The following is a 14,034-nucleotide window of genomic DNA, read 5'->3' as shown; positions in this document are numbered from 1 at the left end:
GGAACATACTCATTAATATCCATTGCGCAAGTAAGGTATAAGTATAGGAAGAGTCTTCCATAAACAAAAAAGCCCCGGCATGTGCCGGGGCTTTTTTGTTTTTATACTTTGCTCTGTCCGGCTTACTGCTTCAACCACAGCGCACCGTTCTTGGAAGCATACTTCCCGATCTTGCCCTGTGCGTGCAGCTCCTGCAGGTAAGCTTCCGCCTCACCGGTTTTCATTCCGGAAATTACGGCAAACTCTTTGGTGGTAAGCGTGCTATACTTGGCGAAAAGGGTTGTATAGGCCGTTTCGTACACCTGCTTCTTTGCCTCCGGGTGCAGCTGCAGCAGCGCCTGCTCATACTGCTCGTAAGGGCGGGAGCCGTATACCAGCACGCGGTTATCGTTCTCGTCAGTCACAAAGATGGTCGGGAAACCGCGCACGCCCAGCTGACGCGCCAGCGCCAGATCCTGCTGGAAGAGCTCCACAGCTTTGCCCTCAAAATCAGCCTTAAACTTTGCTACATCCAAACCGGTTTGTTCGGCAGCCAGCGCCAGATTTTCCCAGCGGGCAATGTTTTTCTTCTCCAGGAAGACCATCTCCTTGATTCTTCGCAGGAACTTCACAGCTTTGGCCTCGCCCTGCAGTTGGGCTGCCTTAAAGGCGATGGAAGGCGGGTAAGAAGACGGCAGCGGGTCTTCCAGCCACAGGTCGCCGTCTATGGGCATTTCGTAGTGGGCACCGGCCTCTTCCCAGTGCTGGGCTACGCTGGCAGGGCCGTTCACATCGCGACCGCCGTAGGTCTCCCAGCTAGGCAATAGCCCACCCATACGGTACTCCACCTCAAAGTATGGCCCATACTCCAGCGCCAGTTTCTTTAGTTGCGGGTCGATGCCCCAGCACGAAGAGCAGATCGGGTCGGTAAAGTATAGCAGCTTGATCGGCTTTCGGTCTGCGGCAATGGTATTGTCTTCAGTGGTTGCCTGTGTTGCCGGTATTTCGCAAACACCGGTCTCCATATCACAATGCATCGTTGGTTTCGTCTCCATGGTCTTCTTATCTTAGTTAAACTTTGTAAAAGCCGGCCTGTTAGCAAAGCAACTGGTCCTCTTGAAATTCTTTCACAAAGGTCAGGCTATACTTTAGGAGAGTCAATTAGTCAAAAAAACATGACCACCAACAATTTACAGCAGGAGGAGGCGAACTGCCCCGCCGAAAGCATCCTGAAGCAACTATCGGGGAAATGGAAGCCGCAGATTTTCCGGCTGGCGCTGGACGGGCCGGTGCGGTTTAACGCTCTGCTGCGCCAGCTGCCGGGCTCCAACAAGCAATCGGTGGCGACGGCGCTGAAAGAGATGGAGGAAGCAGATATTCTGGTGAAGACGGTGGTGCAAGAAAAGCCCCTGCACATAGAGTACACTTTGTCGGAGCGAGGGCGGGCGATGGTGACGGTGTTCCGAAGTATGGAAGGATTCCTGAGCTAGCGCTTACGCCAGCTTTACCAGCCATATACCGGCAGAAGTAGCCAGCAGGCCCAGCATTACACTGGCCAGAATATAAAGTACAGCCTGCCCGTACTGCCCTGCCTGCAACAGGCTAACCGACTCCAGCGAGAAAGCGGAAAAGGTAGTGAAGCCCCCAAGTATGCCGGTAGCCAAGAACGGGCGCCACTCCCCGGATATATCTCCCCTTGTAATCAGCGCAAAAACCAACCCCATCAGAAAGCAGCCGATAAGGTTGACCCCTAAGGTGCCAAACGGAAAAGCAATGGCAGCACGGGTTTGGATAAACAGGGTGAGCAGGTAACGCAGTACGCCGCCTATAAAGCTGCCGGCCCCTACAACTAAAAGTATTTTCATCAAAATGGGTACGTAACTTAAGTTGCGATAATAATACTTCTAAAATGAAACCCATTCCGCTGAGAAAGGCAATTTCACTTGCTAGATTCCGGCGCGGGCGTTAGTGCCGCATCTTGTAACCTATCGCATCTGTGACTAGGCTGGGTCGATGGCTCACCCTGTAGCTGGTCGCGAACGAGAATGCCCGCGCCAAAGGTATAAAGTTCCCCTCCTAAGAGGGGTTAGGAGTGGTTTGATTGCAATTTGTGCTATTTAGTGCTTCTGCTCATAATCATAATTAACCATCCACTGGATGCCGAACTTATCGGTAAACATACCGAACAGCGCGCCCCAGAAAGTTTTGTTCAGCGGCATCGTTACCTTGCCTCCTTCTGACAAGCCATTAAACAAACGCTTGGCTTCGTCTTCGTTGTCTGCATTGATGGAGATGGAGAAGTTGTTGCCCATCACAGTAGCATGCCCGAATGCCTCTGAAGAATCGCTGCCCATCAACGTGGTTTCCTTGCTGATCGGCAAGGAAATGTGCATGATCTTGTTTCCTTCTTCCTCCGGGATCGGGGTCTCGGAAGGCATGTCTTTAAAACGGCCTACGTAGGGGAAGTCGCCCCCGAATACGGATTGGTAAAAGCTGAAAGCTTCCTCACAGTTGCCTGCAAAGGTTAGGTAAGGGCTGATAGATGCCATGTTATTGGTTTATTAGGTTAGAGTTCAGACAAGTAAAGTGCCGCAGTATACCTTCGCGCTTCCGAAGCCTTGCCAGTATCTGCTGCGTATATAGTCCTCGCCAAATATAAGATAATAAAGCATTTGCCGCTACACATGGCGCTTTACTATTTTCCCTGGATCCGAAGTATACATTGGGGAAATACCCTTACCTAAAAAGCTGAAGTTGTGCTTATCCCGGCTCCTCCCAGCAGGTAGGGCCGTTAGGTTCCTGCGCAAACTACTCCATGAGAGGACCACAGTGGCTAAAGCTTTTAGTGCTTTATTCAAAAATCCCCACTAAGCAGGCGTTAGAGGGGGAAGGCTTTCAGTTGATGTCTCAGTCGCACCTCGTGTTAAAAAGGCAGTTAAAATTCGGGCCTATACTTTCTGTAAGAGTATAGTCAGGATGCGGGGTATGGTGGTGCGGTCGTTGCCGTCGAAGTACTCGTTTACATCCACCAGCCGGAGGCCATTCTGCCGGGCGGCTTGCACAAAATCCGACACATGATGGGTGTAGCACTCCACTTCCTGCCTTCCCTCCTCCGTGTCGAAGCGGGCCTTGGTACCGCTGTACTGCTTAAAAGGGTGCAGTTCGCCGATGTACACGTGCCCGCCGTGGTTCAGCGCAAGGGCCGCCTGCTTAAAAATATACTCCAGGTCCGCGATGTGCTCCAGCACCAGGCTAAAGCCCACGAGGTCGTACGGCTGCGTAACAAAACTCCAGTTCTGGGTGATGTCGGCAAGTATAAATTCCGCCTTGTTGGAGCTCACCTTCTTTTTGGCCCGTTCCAGCATCTCCTCCGACAGGTCTAAGGCCGTTACGTGCATGGCCTTCCGTACCAGCCACTCGGTGTTTTTGCCCGTGCCGCAGCCAATCTCCAGGCATCGCTCAAAACTTATACTTTTCAGCGTGGCGCGCAGAGCCACAGCCTCCAGGTCGCGGGTGCGGTTCTTGTTGGTGTCGTACTGCGGGGCCCAATGGTTATAGGCTTGTTGTATGCTCATAGTTCTTTCAGCATCCATATGGTGCAGGCATAGTGGCCGGAGTTACCGAGTGCTTGCGGCAAAGGCCTGAAGCCTGCTTTCTCATACATAGATACGGCTTTAGCCAGCTCCGGAAACGACTCTAAGTATAACTGTTTATAACCGAGCGCCTTGGCGGCTGCTATACTTTCCTGCATCAGTTTGTTGCCAACACCCTTGCCCCGGGCCTCGGCAGTGAGGTAAAATTTCACCAGCTCGGCACAGTCCTCCGGCAGTCCGTCAGTAGGGAACACGCCGCAACCGCCTATCATCACTCCATTTTCTTCAGCAACAAAGTAGGCGCTGCCCGGGTTTTGGAAAAGTTGATACAGCGCATCGGTGGTGGGATCGGTATACACGGTGCCGGGTTTATCGATTTTAAACTCCCGGAAAACAGTGCGGATCAGCGTTGCCAGCGGCTCGTTGTCGGATGCTTGAATAGGCCGGATGTGGAGTGACATGAGGTTCTTATACTTGGAAGCCTTAAGCTAATCAAAATTGCTTCTGTTTGATATTAGCCAGCGCTCAATTTTATACTCCAGCTACTTTATACTCCAGCTACCCTCTCCGCAGTGGCAGGCTACAGCACCTGAACGAGCCGCCTGTGGCCGGGGCCGCATCAAACGTTATCTCCGTCACGTCTATACCCGCCTTCCGGATCTCCTCGTTGATTGGCCTGCACAGCGGATGGTCGCGGCTGATGATCCGGTCCTGCGACAGGGAAAGGATGTTGGTGGCCAGCTCCCGCTGCTGCTCCTTATTCACCCGGATCAGGTCGTAGTTATTCAGAATCTCACGTGGAACCTGTTTAAAGCCTTCCTCATAGATAAGCGCTGCCTTGCCTCCTACCGGGTTGAACATGCAGTCCAGGTGCAGCACGTTCTCGCCTTCTGCCAAGGTTCGCGCCTCTATCGGCACCACATTAAACGCATCGCCAAACTGCTCCTCCAGAAAAGCCACGCCCTCCTGGTTCGTGCGCTGCGACACGGCTACAAAGATGTTTCCTTTGTCTACCAGTATGTCGCCGCCCTCTATAAAACAGGTGGGTGAGTCGGGAATGACGATGTTGGCCTCGTGGCCAGGGATGTCGTGCAGGTAGCGGAAAATACCGGCGCTCTCGTAGCGGCGGCTCCTTTTCACCATGTTGCAGAGCAGGAACTTCTCCCCGATTACCATGCCCAGGTCGCGCGGCGTGAGCTGATCGTAGACAAACTTGCCCACATAATCCGGCACCAGCACCTCCACGCCCGCCTCCGTCAGCACCTGCCGGAAGGTGTCGAACTCTTCCTTCAGCTGTTCCTTCTGCGGCAGCCCGTTTTTCTGATCCTCGTTCACCAGCTCCACATAGGCCGGCGCCTCGCTGTAGTTCTCGTACCTGCCGATAATAACCTTCTGCAGCGTATCGGTCTCGCTGTACTGCTTTATGCTCTTACTCAATTCTATACTAGCTAAGGGTGCTTTCTGCGGTGCAAAAATAAGGCCTTAAATTGGATTTGTTATACTTTATACTTGCGGAAGGCTTGGCAGATCAGCGTCGGCAGGAGGCAGCTGCACGGAACGGAGGTGAAGGGGCTGGTTTTCCTTCAGGGCCTTAAACAAACTTCCTGATGCCCATCATAACCCCCAAGTGGAGCGCTTCGTGGTAATTGTTAAATTGAATGGCGTCTGTTAAAGAGGCTACCTGAAAGCCCGTGCCTGTCATACGCGCATTATACGTCACAAACTTACCGGCATAATAGTCCGTTTTTGTCTGCGCTATCAACGAGATCAAAAGCTCCTTTAACTCCGCCACCTCTTCTTCCGAGGTAGTTCCGGTAGGCCTTGTGCCTGGCTTGTATAACGCGAACAGCTCGTCGGGCACATATCCGGGCAGGCCGGACGACTTATAAACCAGACCTTGCTGTGCTACAATAATGTGCCCGATGTTCCAGATCAGGTTGTTACTGAACCCTTCCGGCACCTTGTTGAGCTGCTCTAAAGTATACTTCTCCAGAAAGCCCAGGTATAAGTTTCTGCTGGTTTCCCAGATCTTGAAGGCTGATTCCATTTGGTTGGTTTGTGATGGAGGTGTGGTTAACGTTTTTTTGCTCAATGACGGGCGAGGTCGTCGGCCGAAGGCTAAAGTTTAGATGTTGTTAACGGTGGTTCTATTCTTCATACTTTTCAAAGTATTCCATTCTTCAGGAGTTTCAAGGCATAAGTTGTCTACGATCTGTAAATAACTAATTTTCCCTTTGACGTAGTAATCTAACAAGACCTCTTTAAACCGTACCAGCTGACAAGCTTCATATTTTTGAAATCTAATTCTTCTTTGTGAAGAATCAACTAAGTGAATGATAAGCCAGTTCTTTGTCCCATTTGACAGGCCATTTTCAAAAGAAAATCGATTATGTTCATACAGGCCTATCCAGTCTGATCCTTCGAATTCCAGCTTTGTGATTTTATCAATCGAGATTGTTGCTCCATGAATCCCAACACTCTCTTTTTCAAAAGTTATTCCCCCAACTAGTTTACCATAAAGAGGCTTGTACTTACCAAGAGAAAATAACTTAATGACCATTCCGCATATAAAACAAAACAAAGCTAGATAAACCACGCTGTCATAAATGGCAGTGTTATGGTCAAATCCTAATTCTTGAAGAATAAAGCTTAGAAACAGCAACAATGCTACTGCCGAATATATGATTAATGTACGACTTGGGTAAAACTTGTATGGATGATATATTTCTAGTTTCTCCATGTTTCTTGCGAATACCACAAACTTAGGTTAAACGTAATAACCTACGCTTACCCCACCAAATATAGCAGATAACAGTAACTCACCAAGTAAACAAAGCCTCCCTACCCACAAAGTATAGCTCCTTTACCAACTATCCCTCCGCAAAGCGCTATATTTGCAGCAGAACCAGACACTCTCAAGAGCTGCGCACGCTGCGAGCTCTTGGAAATAAGTATAAGTTTGAAGCTACTCTACGACATCGGCCTGAAGGCTTACAGTACAGCCATTGCCCTAGCTGCCCCTTTTAACGAGAAGGCGAAGCTGATGCGGCAGGGGCGCGAGGGGCAGTTCGGGAAGCTGCAGCAAGCGCTGCAGCAGAACCAGGCGCCGCTGGTGTGGTTCCACTGCGCCTCGCTGGGCGAGTTTGAGCAGGGGCGGCCGGTGATAGAAGCATTCCGGGAGGCCTTTCCGAAGTATAAAGTGCTGCTCACCTTCTTCTCCCCTTCCGGCTACGAGGTGCGCAAAAACTACGCGGGGGCCGACTACATCTTCTACCTACCACTGGACAGCGCCTCCAACGCCCGCAAGTTTCTCGGCATCACCCAGCCCAAGCTAGCCGTGTTCGTGAAGTATGAGTTCTGGCACTATTACCTGCAGGAGCTGCAGCACAGTAGTATACCTGCACTTTCCATTTCCGCTATTTTCCGGCAGGAGCAGGTATTCTTTAAAGGCTATGGCGATTTTTACCGCCACATCCTGCGCCGCTTCACGCATATCTATACCCAGAACCAAAGCTCGCTGGAGCTGCTGCAAAGTATAAATATACCTAACGCAAGTATAGCCGGCGACACGCGCTTTGATAGGGTGCTGCAGACAGCTGCCTCGGTTAAAACCATACCTTTGGTAGAGACCTTCGCTGCCGGGCAAGAGGTGTTTATGGTAGGCAGCAGCTGGCCTGCGGATATTGAGGTACTGCTGCCGCTGATCCGAAAGTATACACCAAGTATAAAGTTCATCATCGCGCCGCACGAGGTGAACGAGGCAAGTATAAACGCCGTGATGCAGACTCTGGGCGAGGGAGCCGTGCGCTTCTCTCAGACTTCTGAGGCAGATGCGGCCAAGTATAAGGTGCTGGTGATCGACAACATCGGCATGCTCTCTTCGCTCTACAGCTACGGCACCTACGCCTACATTGGCGGGGCTTTCGGCAAGGGGCTGCACAACACCCTGGAGGCGGCCGTGTTTGGCCTGCCGCTGTTCTTCGGCCCGAAGTATGACAAGTTTCAGGAGGCGAAGGATCTGGTGGCGCGGGGCTGTGCTTTTCCGGTGCAGAACGCCGGGGAGTTGCTACAGGTATTTGAGCGGGTGCACACCATACCGGGGCTGCGCCAAAGTATAACCAGCAAAGAAAAAGAATACGTAGAAGAGCAGGCGGGCGCTACGGCTAAGATCATGGCCGACATCAGCTCCCTGCTTAAAAAGAATACATGAAAGGAGTAGTAGTAAAATCAACAGGATCGTGGTACCTGGTGCGCGACGAGGAAGGGAAACTGCACCGGGCTCGCCTGCGCGGCAAGTTCAAGATAAAGGGCCTGAAGGTAAGCAACCCCCTGGCCGTGGGCGACCGCGTGGAGTTTGACGTAGAGACTACAGGCGAGGATACGGCTGTGATCCATAAGATTACGGAGCGCGAGAACTACATCATCCGCCAGAGCACGCACAAAACGGCTTACTCCCATATCATTGCCGCCAACGTAGACCTGGCCCTGCTTATCGTGACGCTGGTGTCGCCAAGAACCTCTTTTGGCTTTATAGACCGCTTCCTGGTTACCGCCGAGGCCTATGACATTCCGGCCACGCTTATCTTTAACAAAACAGATTTATATGATGAGGACGTGAAGGAGTACCAGCGCCAGATCAGCCACATGTATGAAAAGATCGGCTACCCGAGCCTGGCGGTGTCCGCCCATAACAACGAGGGCATAGACGAGGTGAAAGCGCTGCTGCACGGCAAAACCACCCTCCTCTCCGGCCACTCCGGCGTGGGCAAGTCCACGCTCATCAACCTCATCGTGCCCGACCTGGAGCTGAAGACCTCTGAGATCTCCGACTTCTCCGACAAAGGCGTACACACCACCACGTTTGCCGAGATGTTTGAAATAGATCCGGATACTTATGTCATCGATACGCCGGGTATAAAAGAGCTGGGCATTGTGGATATTCCGCCGGCGGAGCTGAGCCACTTTTTTCCGGAGATGCGCGAGCGCCTGAACCAGTGCCGCTTCAACAACTGCACCCATTTTAACGAGCCTGGCTGCGCTGTGATTGAGGCCGTGCGCCACAACGAGATCTCCCTCTCCCGCTACGAAAGCTACCTAAGCATGCTGCACGGCGGCGATAACAGGAAGTAGGGAAAGTCAGAAACTCATGCTTGTGGAGGCGCAATTCGTTGCGCCTTTTTCTTTTGCCACCGGATTGGCGAATCTTTAGCGCAAGCGTCCGCTTGTGCTTTCGTTTAGCTTTAGCTTCTTACAAATGCCCCCCGCTAGTGCGAGCTTATAGCTCGTACTTTCCCTATCGCTACTGCTTCCCGCAACTCGACACAAGCTGTCTTTGCTAGCTGCCGTTCATCCACGGCTTTACGAGCGGCTCTTTTCATTTCTGGCTTTGGTACTCTCCAGCCCGAGAGGGCTCGTCGTGGGGGTAGGGGCCCTCGATCAGGGCATCGCGCTGGGAGCTTTTCCTGCCCTCGTACCTCGGGCTACCTCACTGGCGCTCGGCACCGGAAAAACTCGCATAGGCGCTCAACCCAAAGACTGGGATCTGGTTCGATAGCCTCGCCTTTCCCTATAGTCCCCTTTTGAAGGGACCATAGGGATGCAATCGCCTGCGGAGATTCCCCTCCTGGGAGGGGTTGGGATGGGTTTGCACTTCTGCTGATGCTGCCCCAACAGCAATAGATCTTATACTTGTACTTGGGCTACAGCATTTACAGGCTCCCCTCCCTGGACTACCGAGAATGCGGGTTTGAAGGTAGCGAGCGCAGCTCCGAGGGGCAGGGGTGGTTGAATAACCTCCTGCCCTATCCAGCTTCCAACCAATCCGTACCCGCTCCGTTACACAGGCTATACTTCTCCTTATCAAACGCCGCATAACTATGAAACTTGAAAACGCGAACATCCTGATTACCGGCGGTACGCTGGGCATCGGGCGGGCTACCGCCGAAATCCTTGTAAATGCCGGCGCAAACGTAGCCATCACAGGCCGCGATGAGAAACGCACACACAGAGCCGCCCGCGAGTTGGGCGCCATGCCCATCACGGCCGATGTGGCTAACCCGGATGATGTGAGGCATACGTTCAAAACTTTCATGAACGAGTATGGTCGGTTAGATGTGCTGATCAACAACGCCGGCATTGGCATTTCGAAGCGGGTAGAGGAACTGACGGTAGAGGACTTTCAGCGCATTTACAGCGTGAACGTGTTTGGCGCTGCCATGATGGGCGCACGCGCAGCTGAGATTTTTAAAAAGCAAAACTACGGCAACATTGTTAACATTGGCTCTACGGCAGCGCTTAAGGGCTATGAGGGTGGTTCAGTCTACGCCTCGTCGAAGGCGGCACTACGAAGTATGACACAGAGTTGGCAGGCCGAACTGCGCAAGTATAACGTGCGTGTGATGCTGATAAACCCTAGCGAGGTGACCACCGCCTTCGGCCAGGCAGACCGGCAGGAGCGAGAGAACCGGCCCAACAAACTGCGCAGCGAGGAAATTGCCTGGGCCATTAAAAGCGCCCTGCAGATGGATGACCGCGGCTTTGTTCCGGAGTTGAGCGTCTGGGCCACAAATCCTTTCTAAAGCATCCGGTAAAACGCAAAAAGGCAGGCACTGTAAACTGTAAATAGTACCTGCCTTTTTGGGGATGCTAGCTGGGAGTTACCCTTCACCGACCATCACTTTCTCAACTATATGGATCACCCCGTTCTTACTCTCTATATCTGCCTGCAGTACTTTAGCGCCGTTCACCATCACATCGTTCCCTCTCTTGGTAACATTCAACTGCTTACCAGAAGCTGTTTTTAAGGTGGCCCCGTCAGTAAGATTGGCGGCGGTTAACTTGCCCGCCACAACGTGGTTATTCAGCAGCTCCACAAGGCGCTTTCTGTTCTCGGTTTGCATCAGATTATCCAGGGTGCCTTCCGGCAGGGCCTCAAAAGCCTCATTGGTAGGGGCAAACACGGTGTAAGGGCCGGTGCCGTTCAGCGCCTCTATAAGCTCTGCCTGGCGCAGCGCTCCCATCAGCACCGTTAAGTTATTGTTGGCGCTGATGTTTTCCACCACACTCTGAGAAGGCGTCATCTCTTCGCCGCCGATCCTGGAGCCGGTCATCCCGGCATCCACATCATCATTCCCTAACTGCCCTTCCCCGGCCTGTCTTCCAGGCGTATTCTGGTCGGTGCCCCTAGCACCGGGCTCCTCGCGCAGGTTGGTTCCGGCCTCATCTTGCATCTCGTTGCTCGCGTTCTCGTCGTTTGTACCACAGCTTGCCAGTATTATCACGCTACAGCACAGGGCCAGCGCATATCCTATTCTCTTTATTGCTATCATAGTCTTAGTTTTAAACTTGTGCTTGATTTATGGTTATCAACAACGGCCGGCCTCAAAGCCAGCCGTATTGCTCTCTTAAACTATATTTTGCGTACTTTTGTTATCTGTACCAATGTTTAAGCTAAACCATAACCGTACATGAGAACCGCAGAAATCCATACTCCCAAAGGTGTAATGAAAGTTGAGTTTTATGAGAAAGACGCTCCTAAAACCGTAGACAATTTTATAAAGCTGGCCAAGGATGGCTTTTACGACGGCCTTACGTTCCACCGTGTCATTCCTGACTTTGTGATTCAGGGCGGCTGCCCTAATACCCGTGAGGGCGCTAAAGGCGTGCCTGGCACAGGCGGCCCGGGCTATAAGATCGACTGTGAGCTGACAGGCGAGAACCAGTACCACGATCGTGGCGTGCTGAGCATGGCGCATGCCGGCCGCAACACCGGCGGCTCGCAGTTCTTTATCTGCCACAGCCGCAAAAACACTGCTCACCTGGACCGTAACCACACTGTGTTCGGCAAAGTGGTGGAGGGCGTGGACGTGATCGACCAGATCCGCGCTAACGACCGTATCGAAAAAATCGTGGTGAACGAAGAATAGGCCCTTTTACAGCCTTGCTGCCTCAGTATAAAGCCGGCCCCACCTATGCGTGGGGCCGGCTTTTTTCGTTAAATTGCACTTAATTTTGCAGGCAAGACCAAGGTTAACCTCTAAAAATTAAAGGCTTTGCGCCTATTTTTCGCGGCTGAACCACCTATCCTGCATAAATTATGCTTATTTTTACCTAACACCTGTTCGGCAACTGCGCCAGCTGAAGTTTCGCTGCCCAGCCTATGCCGCTTCAGCAACGCCATAAACACTTTACAGCAATAACTCAGGCGGAGCTTTGCACCCACACCCGCCCGCACGATTACGTATGAAGAAACTCGCTCTACATTGGCAAATCCTAATTGGTATGGCCCTTGGCGTAGCCTGGGGGATGACGGCCAGCTCTCTTGGCCTCAACAGCTTTACCACAGACTGGATAAGCCCCTTCGGTACCATTTTCATCAACCTGCTTAAACTGATTGCCGTGCCGCTGGTGCTGGTATCGCTGGTAACGGGGGTAGCCAGCCTCAGTGATATTAGCCGCCTGTCGCGCATCGGCTCCAAAACTATAGGCATTTACCTGGGCACTACGGTGCTGGCCGTAATGCTGGGCCTGGTGCTAGTCAATGTGTTTGAGCCTGGCAAAGCCTTCTCACCTGAAAAGCGGGAGGAGTTTAAAGAACAGTTTGCCTCCACCACCACCGAAAGGTCTTCTGCCGCTGCCGCTGTGGAGCAGCAGGGCCCGCTACAGCCACTCGTAGACATCGTGCCTGCCAACATCTTCAAGTCCATGACCGACAATGGCAGCATGCTGCAGGTTATCTTCTTCGCCCTGCTCTTCGGCATCGCGCTCATCCTCATCCCTCCCGATAAGGCCCAACCCGTCAACGACTTTTTCGAGGGCGTGAACATGGCCATACTCAAGATCGTGGATATCATCATGATGACTGCCCCTTATGGTGTTTTTGCCCTGCTGGCAGGCTTGGTGGTCGATTTTGCCGGTAACGACCCGAGCGCGGCCGTAGAACTGCTGCTGGTGCTGGGCTATTACTGCATTGTGGTGGCACTTGGCCTTGCCCTGATGATTTTTGTGGTGTACCCTGTCCTTGTCATGACGGTGGGCAAAACAAAGTATGGGCACTTCCTGAAGGGAATTTTCCCAGCGCAGATGCTGGCTTTCTCTACCTCTTCCAGCGCCGCCACTTTGCCGGCTACCATGGAGTGCGCCGAGAAAAACCTGGGTATCAACAAAGAGATTACCAGTTTCGTGCTGCCGCTGGGCGCCACCATCAACATGGATGGCACCAGCCTGTACCAAGCCGTAGCCGCTGTGTTCATTGCCCAGGCCTATGGCATCGACCTAAGCCTGACGGCCCAGCTGGGCATCGTGATGACGGCCACTCTGGCCTCTATTGGTGCGGCGGCCGTACCGGGCGCCGGCATTGTGATGCTAGTGATAGTGCTGCAGCAGGCAGGCATTCCCATAGAGGGCATTGCGCTTATACTTGCCCCGGACAGGCTCCTGGACATGCTCCGCACCACCGTAAACGTAACCGGCGACGCCACTGTGTCGATGATGGTGGCCCGCACAGAGGGGCAACTACACCCCCCTACAGAGATAACAGTAAGGTAGCATACAGCCCTGCCCCGAGCGTGAAGGCCCAGTAGCGGCTTTCGCGCTCCTCGGGCAGTTCTTCCTTCAGCACGTTCATTATAACGCCCCCGCCCACAAAGGCCATTACCAGCACGACCAGCGCCTCGGGCAGCTCTACCACATATCCTACGCCCCAGCCCACCACCAGGGCAACCACCAATACCCAGCGGCCTATGCGGCGGTAGCTGTCGTGATGGTGCTCCTGCAGACCGAAATCGTTCACAATAAAGTGCAGGGCCATGGCAATGGAAAACAGCAGCAAGTTCTGCAGCGCACCTTCTTCCCGCTGAAAAAGGATGTAACCGATAAGCGCGTTATAGATGGCAAACGAACCGATGTGCAGCCAGAAAACGCCCTGCTGATGGGGCTCCTCTTTAAGCGCCTCTTTCTTTTGCTTATGCTTTTCCTCTACCACAACGCGCTCCAGACCATAGAAAACGGCCAGCCCGATCAGTGCCATCAAGTATACGTGGTGGCTTAAGAAGGCCTCTGCCCAGTTTAGCTGCTCCACGTGCTCCTGCCCTTCGCTTAGCTCCGGGAACAGGAGCAAGAAAACGTAAGCCACCGACACTCCCCCCGCCGCCGACAACCACACACTGCGCGGTACGCCGCCCAGAAACCGCAGGCGCGTACCAAAGAAATGAATGACAGCCAGCACTAACACCGGCCAGATCGATACATGATGTTCCATACATAGGAGCTACTATGTTTGGAGCATACAAGTTGTGGTTGCATTTTATATATAGAAATAGGTATATTTAAAACTAGTAGCACTGCTCTAAGGGTTTATCAAAGTATAACCATGACACCAGCAGCAATACAGCAGAACTGGCAGACCAGTATTTGGGGGTCTTTACACTAAGCTTTGTTTTCTCATGGGTGGTGTGGGGCGCCA

At 52.7% G+C, this 14,034-nt stretch carries 16 protein-coding genes; 6 read left to right on the top strand and 10 right to left on the bottom strand.

Annotated features, from left to right (window positions below; genetic code table 11):
• Positions 1–122: 122 nt before the first annotated feature.
• Positions 123–1,034 (bottom strand): ClpXP adapter SpxH family protein, encoded by a 912-nt coding sequence (locus PXG97_RS12525; RefSeq protein ID WP_276498090.1) that lies wholly within the window; start codon positions 1,032–1,034, stop codon positions 123–125.
• A 120-nt stretch (positions 1,035–1,154) separates the two neighbouring features.
• On the opposite strand from PXG97_RS12525, the gene PXG97_RS12520 reads away from it, so the two are divergent.
• The gene (locus PXG97_RS12520) at positions 1,155–1,469 is read left to right on the top strand and encodes a winged helix-turn-helix transcriptional regulator (RefSeq protein WP_276498089.1); all 315 of its coding nucleotides are present in this window, start codon (positions 1,155–1,157) and stop codon (positions 1,467–1,469) included.
• Between the two features lie 3 nt (positions 1,470–1,472).
• On the opposite strand, the gene crcB is transcribed toward PXG97_RS12520, so the two are convergent.
• From crcB to PXG97_RS12485, 7 genes are all read right to left on the bottom strand, one after another.
• The gene (crcB, locus tag PXG97_RS12515; RefSeq protein ID WP_276498088.1) at positions 1,473–1,844 is read right to left on the bottom strand and encodes a fluoride efflux transporter CrcB; all 372 of its coding nucleotides are present in this window, start codon (positions 1,842–1,844) and stop codon (positions 1,473–1,475) included.
• Between the two features lie 252 nt (positions 1,845–2,096).
• Entirely contained in the window at positions 2,097–2,528 is a 432-nt protein-coding gene (locus tag PXG97_RS12510; RefSeq protein WP_276498087.1) for a VOC family protein, read from the bottom strand.
• A gap of 399 nt (positions 2,529–2,927) precedes the next feature.
• The gene (locus PXG97_RS12505; RefSeq protein ID WP_276498086.1) at positions 2,928–3,554 is read right to left on the bottom strand and encodes a class I SAM-dependent DNA methyltransferase; all 627 of its coding nucleotides are present in this window, start codon (positions 3,552–3,554) and stop codon (positions 2,928–2,930) included.
• The gene (locus PXG97_RS12500) at positions 3,551–4,033 is read right to left on the bottom strand and encodes a GNAT family N-acetyltransferase (protein ID WP_276498085.1); all 483 of its coding nucleotides are present in this window, start codon (positions 4,031–4,033) and stop codon (positions 3,551–3,553) included. Before PXG97_RS12500 ends, PXG97_RS12505 begins: the two co-directional genes overlap by 4 nt.
• Positions 4,034–4,130: 97 nt before the next feature.
• A complete protein-coding gene (locus PXG97_RS12495; RefSeq protein ID WP_276498084.1) occupies positions 4,131–5,009 on the bottom strand; it encodes a dimethylarginine dimethylaminohydrolase family protein in 879 nt (292 codons plus the stop codon).
• Positions 5,010–5,163: 154 nt separating this feature from the next.
• Positions 5,164–5,619 carry a DinB family protein gene (locus tag PXG97_RS12490; RefSeq protein ID WP_276498083.1) on the bottom strand — a complete coding sequence of 152 codons (456 nt, stop codon included), beginning with the start codon at positions 5,617–5,619 and terminating at the stop codon, positions 5,164–5,166.
• Positions 5,620–5,697: 78 nt separating this feature from the next.
• Entirely contained in the window at positions 5,698–6,312 is a 615-nt protein-coding gene (locus PXG97_RS12485; RefSeq protein WP_276498082.1) for a hypothetical protein, read from the bottom strand.
• Positions 6,313–6,531: 219 nt separating this feature from the next.
• Between PXG97_RS12485 and PXG97_RS12480 the strand changes: the two genes are divergently transcribed.
• The 3 genes from PXG97_RS12480 to PXG97_RS12470 all read left to right on the top strand — a co-directional run bounded on the left by PXG97_RS12480 (position 6,532) and on the right by PXG97_RS12470 (position 10,150).
• Positions 6,532–7,782 (top strand): 3-deoxy-D-manno-octulosonic acid transferase, encoded by a 1,251-nt coding sequence (locus PXG97_RS12480; protein WP_276498081.1) that lies wholly within the window; start codon positions 6,532–6,534, stop codon positions 7,780–7,782.
• Positions 7,779–8,702 carry a ribosome small subunit-dependent GTPase A gene (gene rsgA / locus PXG97_RS12475; protein WP_276498080.1) on the top strand — a complete coding sequence of 308 codons (924 nt, stop codon included), beginning with the start codon at positions 7,779–7,781 and terminating at the stop codon, positions 8,700–8,702. The genes PXG97_RS12480 and rsgA overlap by 4 nt, the downstream gene beginning before the upstream one ends.
• Before the next feature lie 746 nt (positions 8,703–9,448).
• Complete coding sequence (locus PXG97_RS12470) at positions 9,449–10,150, top strand: SDR family oxidoreductase (RefSeq protein ID WP_276498079.1); 702 nt, start codon at positions 9,449–9,451, stop codon at positions 10,148–10,150.
• 78 nt (positions 10,151–10,228) lie between these two features.
• On the opposite strand, the gene PXG97_RS12465 is transcribed toward PXG97_RS12470, so the two are convergent.
• Positions 10,229–10,900 carry a fasciclin domain-containing protein gene (locus PXG97_RS12465; protein WP_276498078.1) on the bottom strand — a complete coding sequence of 224 codons (672 nt, stop codon included), beginning with the start codon at positions 10,898–10,900 and terminating at the stop codon, positions 10,229–10,231.
• Between the two features lie 138 nt (positions 10,901–11,038).
• On the opposite strand from PXG97_RS12465, the gene PXG97_RS12460 reads away from it, so the two are divergent.
• A complete protein-coding gene (locus tag PXG97_RS12460) occupies positions 11,039–11,497 on the top strand; it encodes a peptidylprolyl isomerase (protein WP_276498077.1) in 459 nt (152 codons plus the stop codon).
• Between the two features lie 316 nt (positions 11,498–11,813).
• Positions 11,814–13,118, top strand: coding sequence for a dicarboxylate/amino acid:cation symporter (locus PXG97_RS12455; protein WP_276498076.1), 1,305 nt, complete (start codon positions 11,814–11,816; stop codon positions 13,116–13,118).
• Here PXG97_RS12455 and PXG97_RS12450 read toward each other — a convergent pair.
• Complete coding sequence (locus PXG97_RS12450; RefSeq protein WP_276498075.1) at positions 13,096–13,830, bottom strand: hypothetical protein; 735 nt, start codon at positions 13,828–13,830, stop codon at positions 13,096–13,098. The genes PXG97_RS12455 and PXG97_RS12450 overlap by 23 nt on opposite strands.
• Positions 13,831–14,034: the final 204 nt, after the last annotated feature.

The organism is Pontibacter litorisediminis (assembly GCF_029360645.1).
Lineage (GTDB): Bacteria > Bacteroidota > Bacteroidia > Cytophagales > Hymenobacteraceae > Pontibacter > Pontibacter litorisediminis.
Note: the sequence above shows the minus strand (reverse complement) of the source record. Positions and strands in the feature narration are given on the sequence as shown.

Coding starts and splice junctions, on each gene's coding strand:
- PXG97_RS12490 (WP_276498083.1), bottom strand. CDS start 5,619: ATGGAATCAGCCTTCAAGATCTGGGAAACCAGCAGAAACTTATACCTG.
- PXG97_RS12500 (WP_276498085.1), bottom strand. CDS start 4,033: ATGTCACTCCACATCCGGCCTATTCAAGCATCCGACAACGAGCCGCTG.
- PXG97_RS12525 (WP_276498090.1), bottom strand. CDS start 1,034: ATGGAGACGAAACCAACGATGCATTGTGATATGGAGACCGGTGTTTGC.
- PXG97_RS12450 (WP_276498075.1), bottom strand. CDS start 13,830: ATGGAACATCATGTATCGATCTGGCCGGTGTTAGTGCTGGCTGTCATT.
- PXG97_RS12465 (WP_276498078.1), bottom strand. CDS start 10,900: ATGATAGCAATAAAGAGAATAGGATATGCGCTGGCCCTGTGCTGTAGC.
- rsgA (WP_276498080.1), top strand. CDS start 7,779: ATGAAAGGAGTAGTAGTAAAATCAACAGGATCGTGGTACCTGGTGCGC.
- PXG97_RS12460 (WP_276498077.1), top strand. CDS start 11,039: ATGAGAACCGCAGAAATCCATACTCCCAAAGGTGTAATGAAAGTTGAG.
- PXG97_RS12455 (WP_276498076.1), top strand. CDS start 11,814: ATGAAGAAACTCGCTCTACATTGGCAAATCCTAATTGGTATGGCCCTT.
- crcB (WP_276498088.1), bottom strand. CDS start 1,844: ATGAAAATACTTTTAGTTGTAGGGGCCGGCAGCTTTATAGGCGGCGTA.
- PXG97_RS12485 (WP_276498082.1), bottom strand. CDS start 6,312: ATGGAGAAACTAGAAATATATCATCCATACAAGTTTTACCCAAGTCGT.
- PXG97_RS12520 (WP_276498089.1), top strand. CDS start 1,155: ATGACCACCAACAATTTACAGCAGGAGGAGGCGAACTGCCCCGCCGAA.
- PXG97_RS12505 (WP_276498086.1), bottom strand. CDS start 3,554: ATGAGCATACAACAAGCCTATAACCATTGGGCCCCGCAGTACGACACC.
- PXG97_RS12470 (WP_276498079.1), top strand. CDS start 9,449: ATGAAACTTGAAAACGCGAACATCCTGATTACCGGCGGTACGCTGGGC.
- PXG97_RS12510 (WP_276498087.1), bottom strand. CDS start 2,528: ATGGCATCTATCAGCCCTTACCTAACCTTTGCAGGCAACTGTGAGGAA.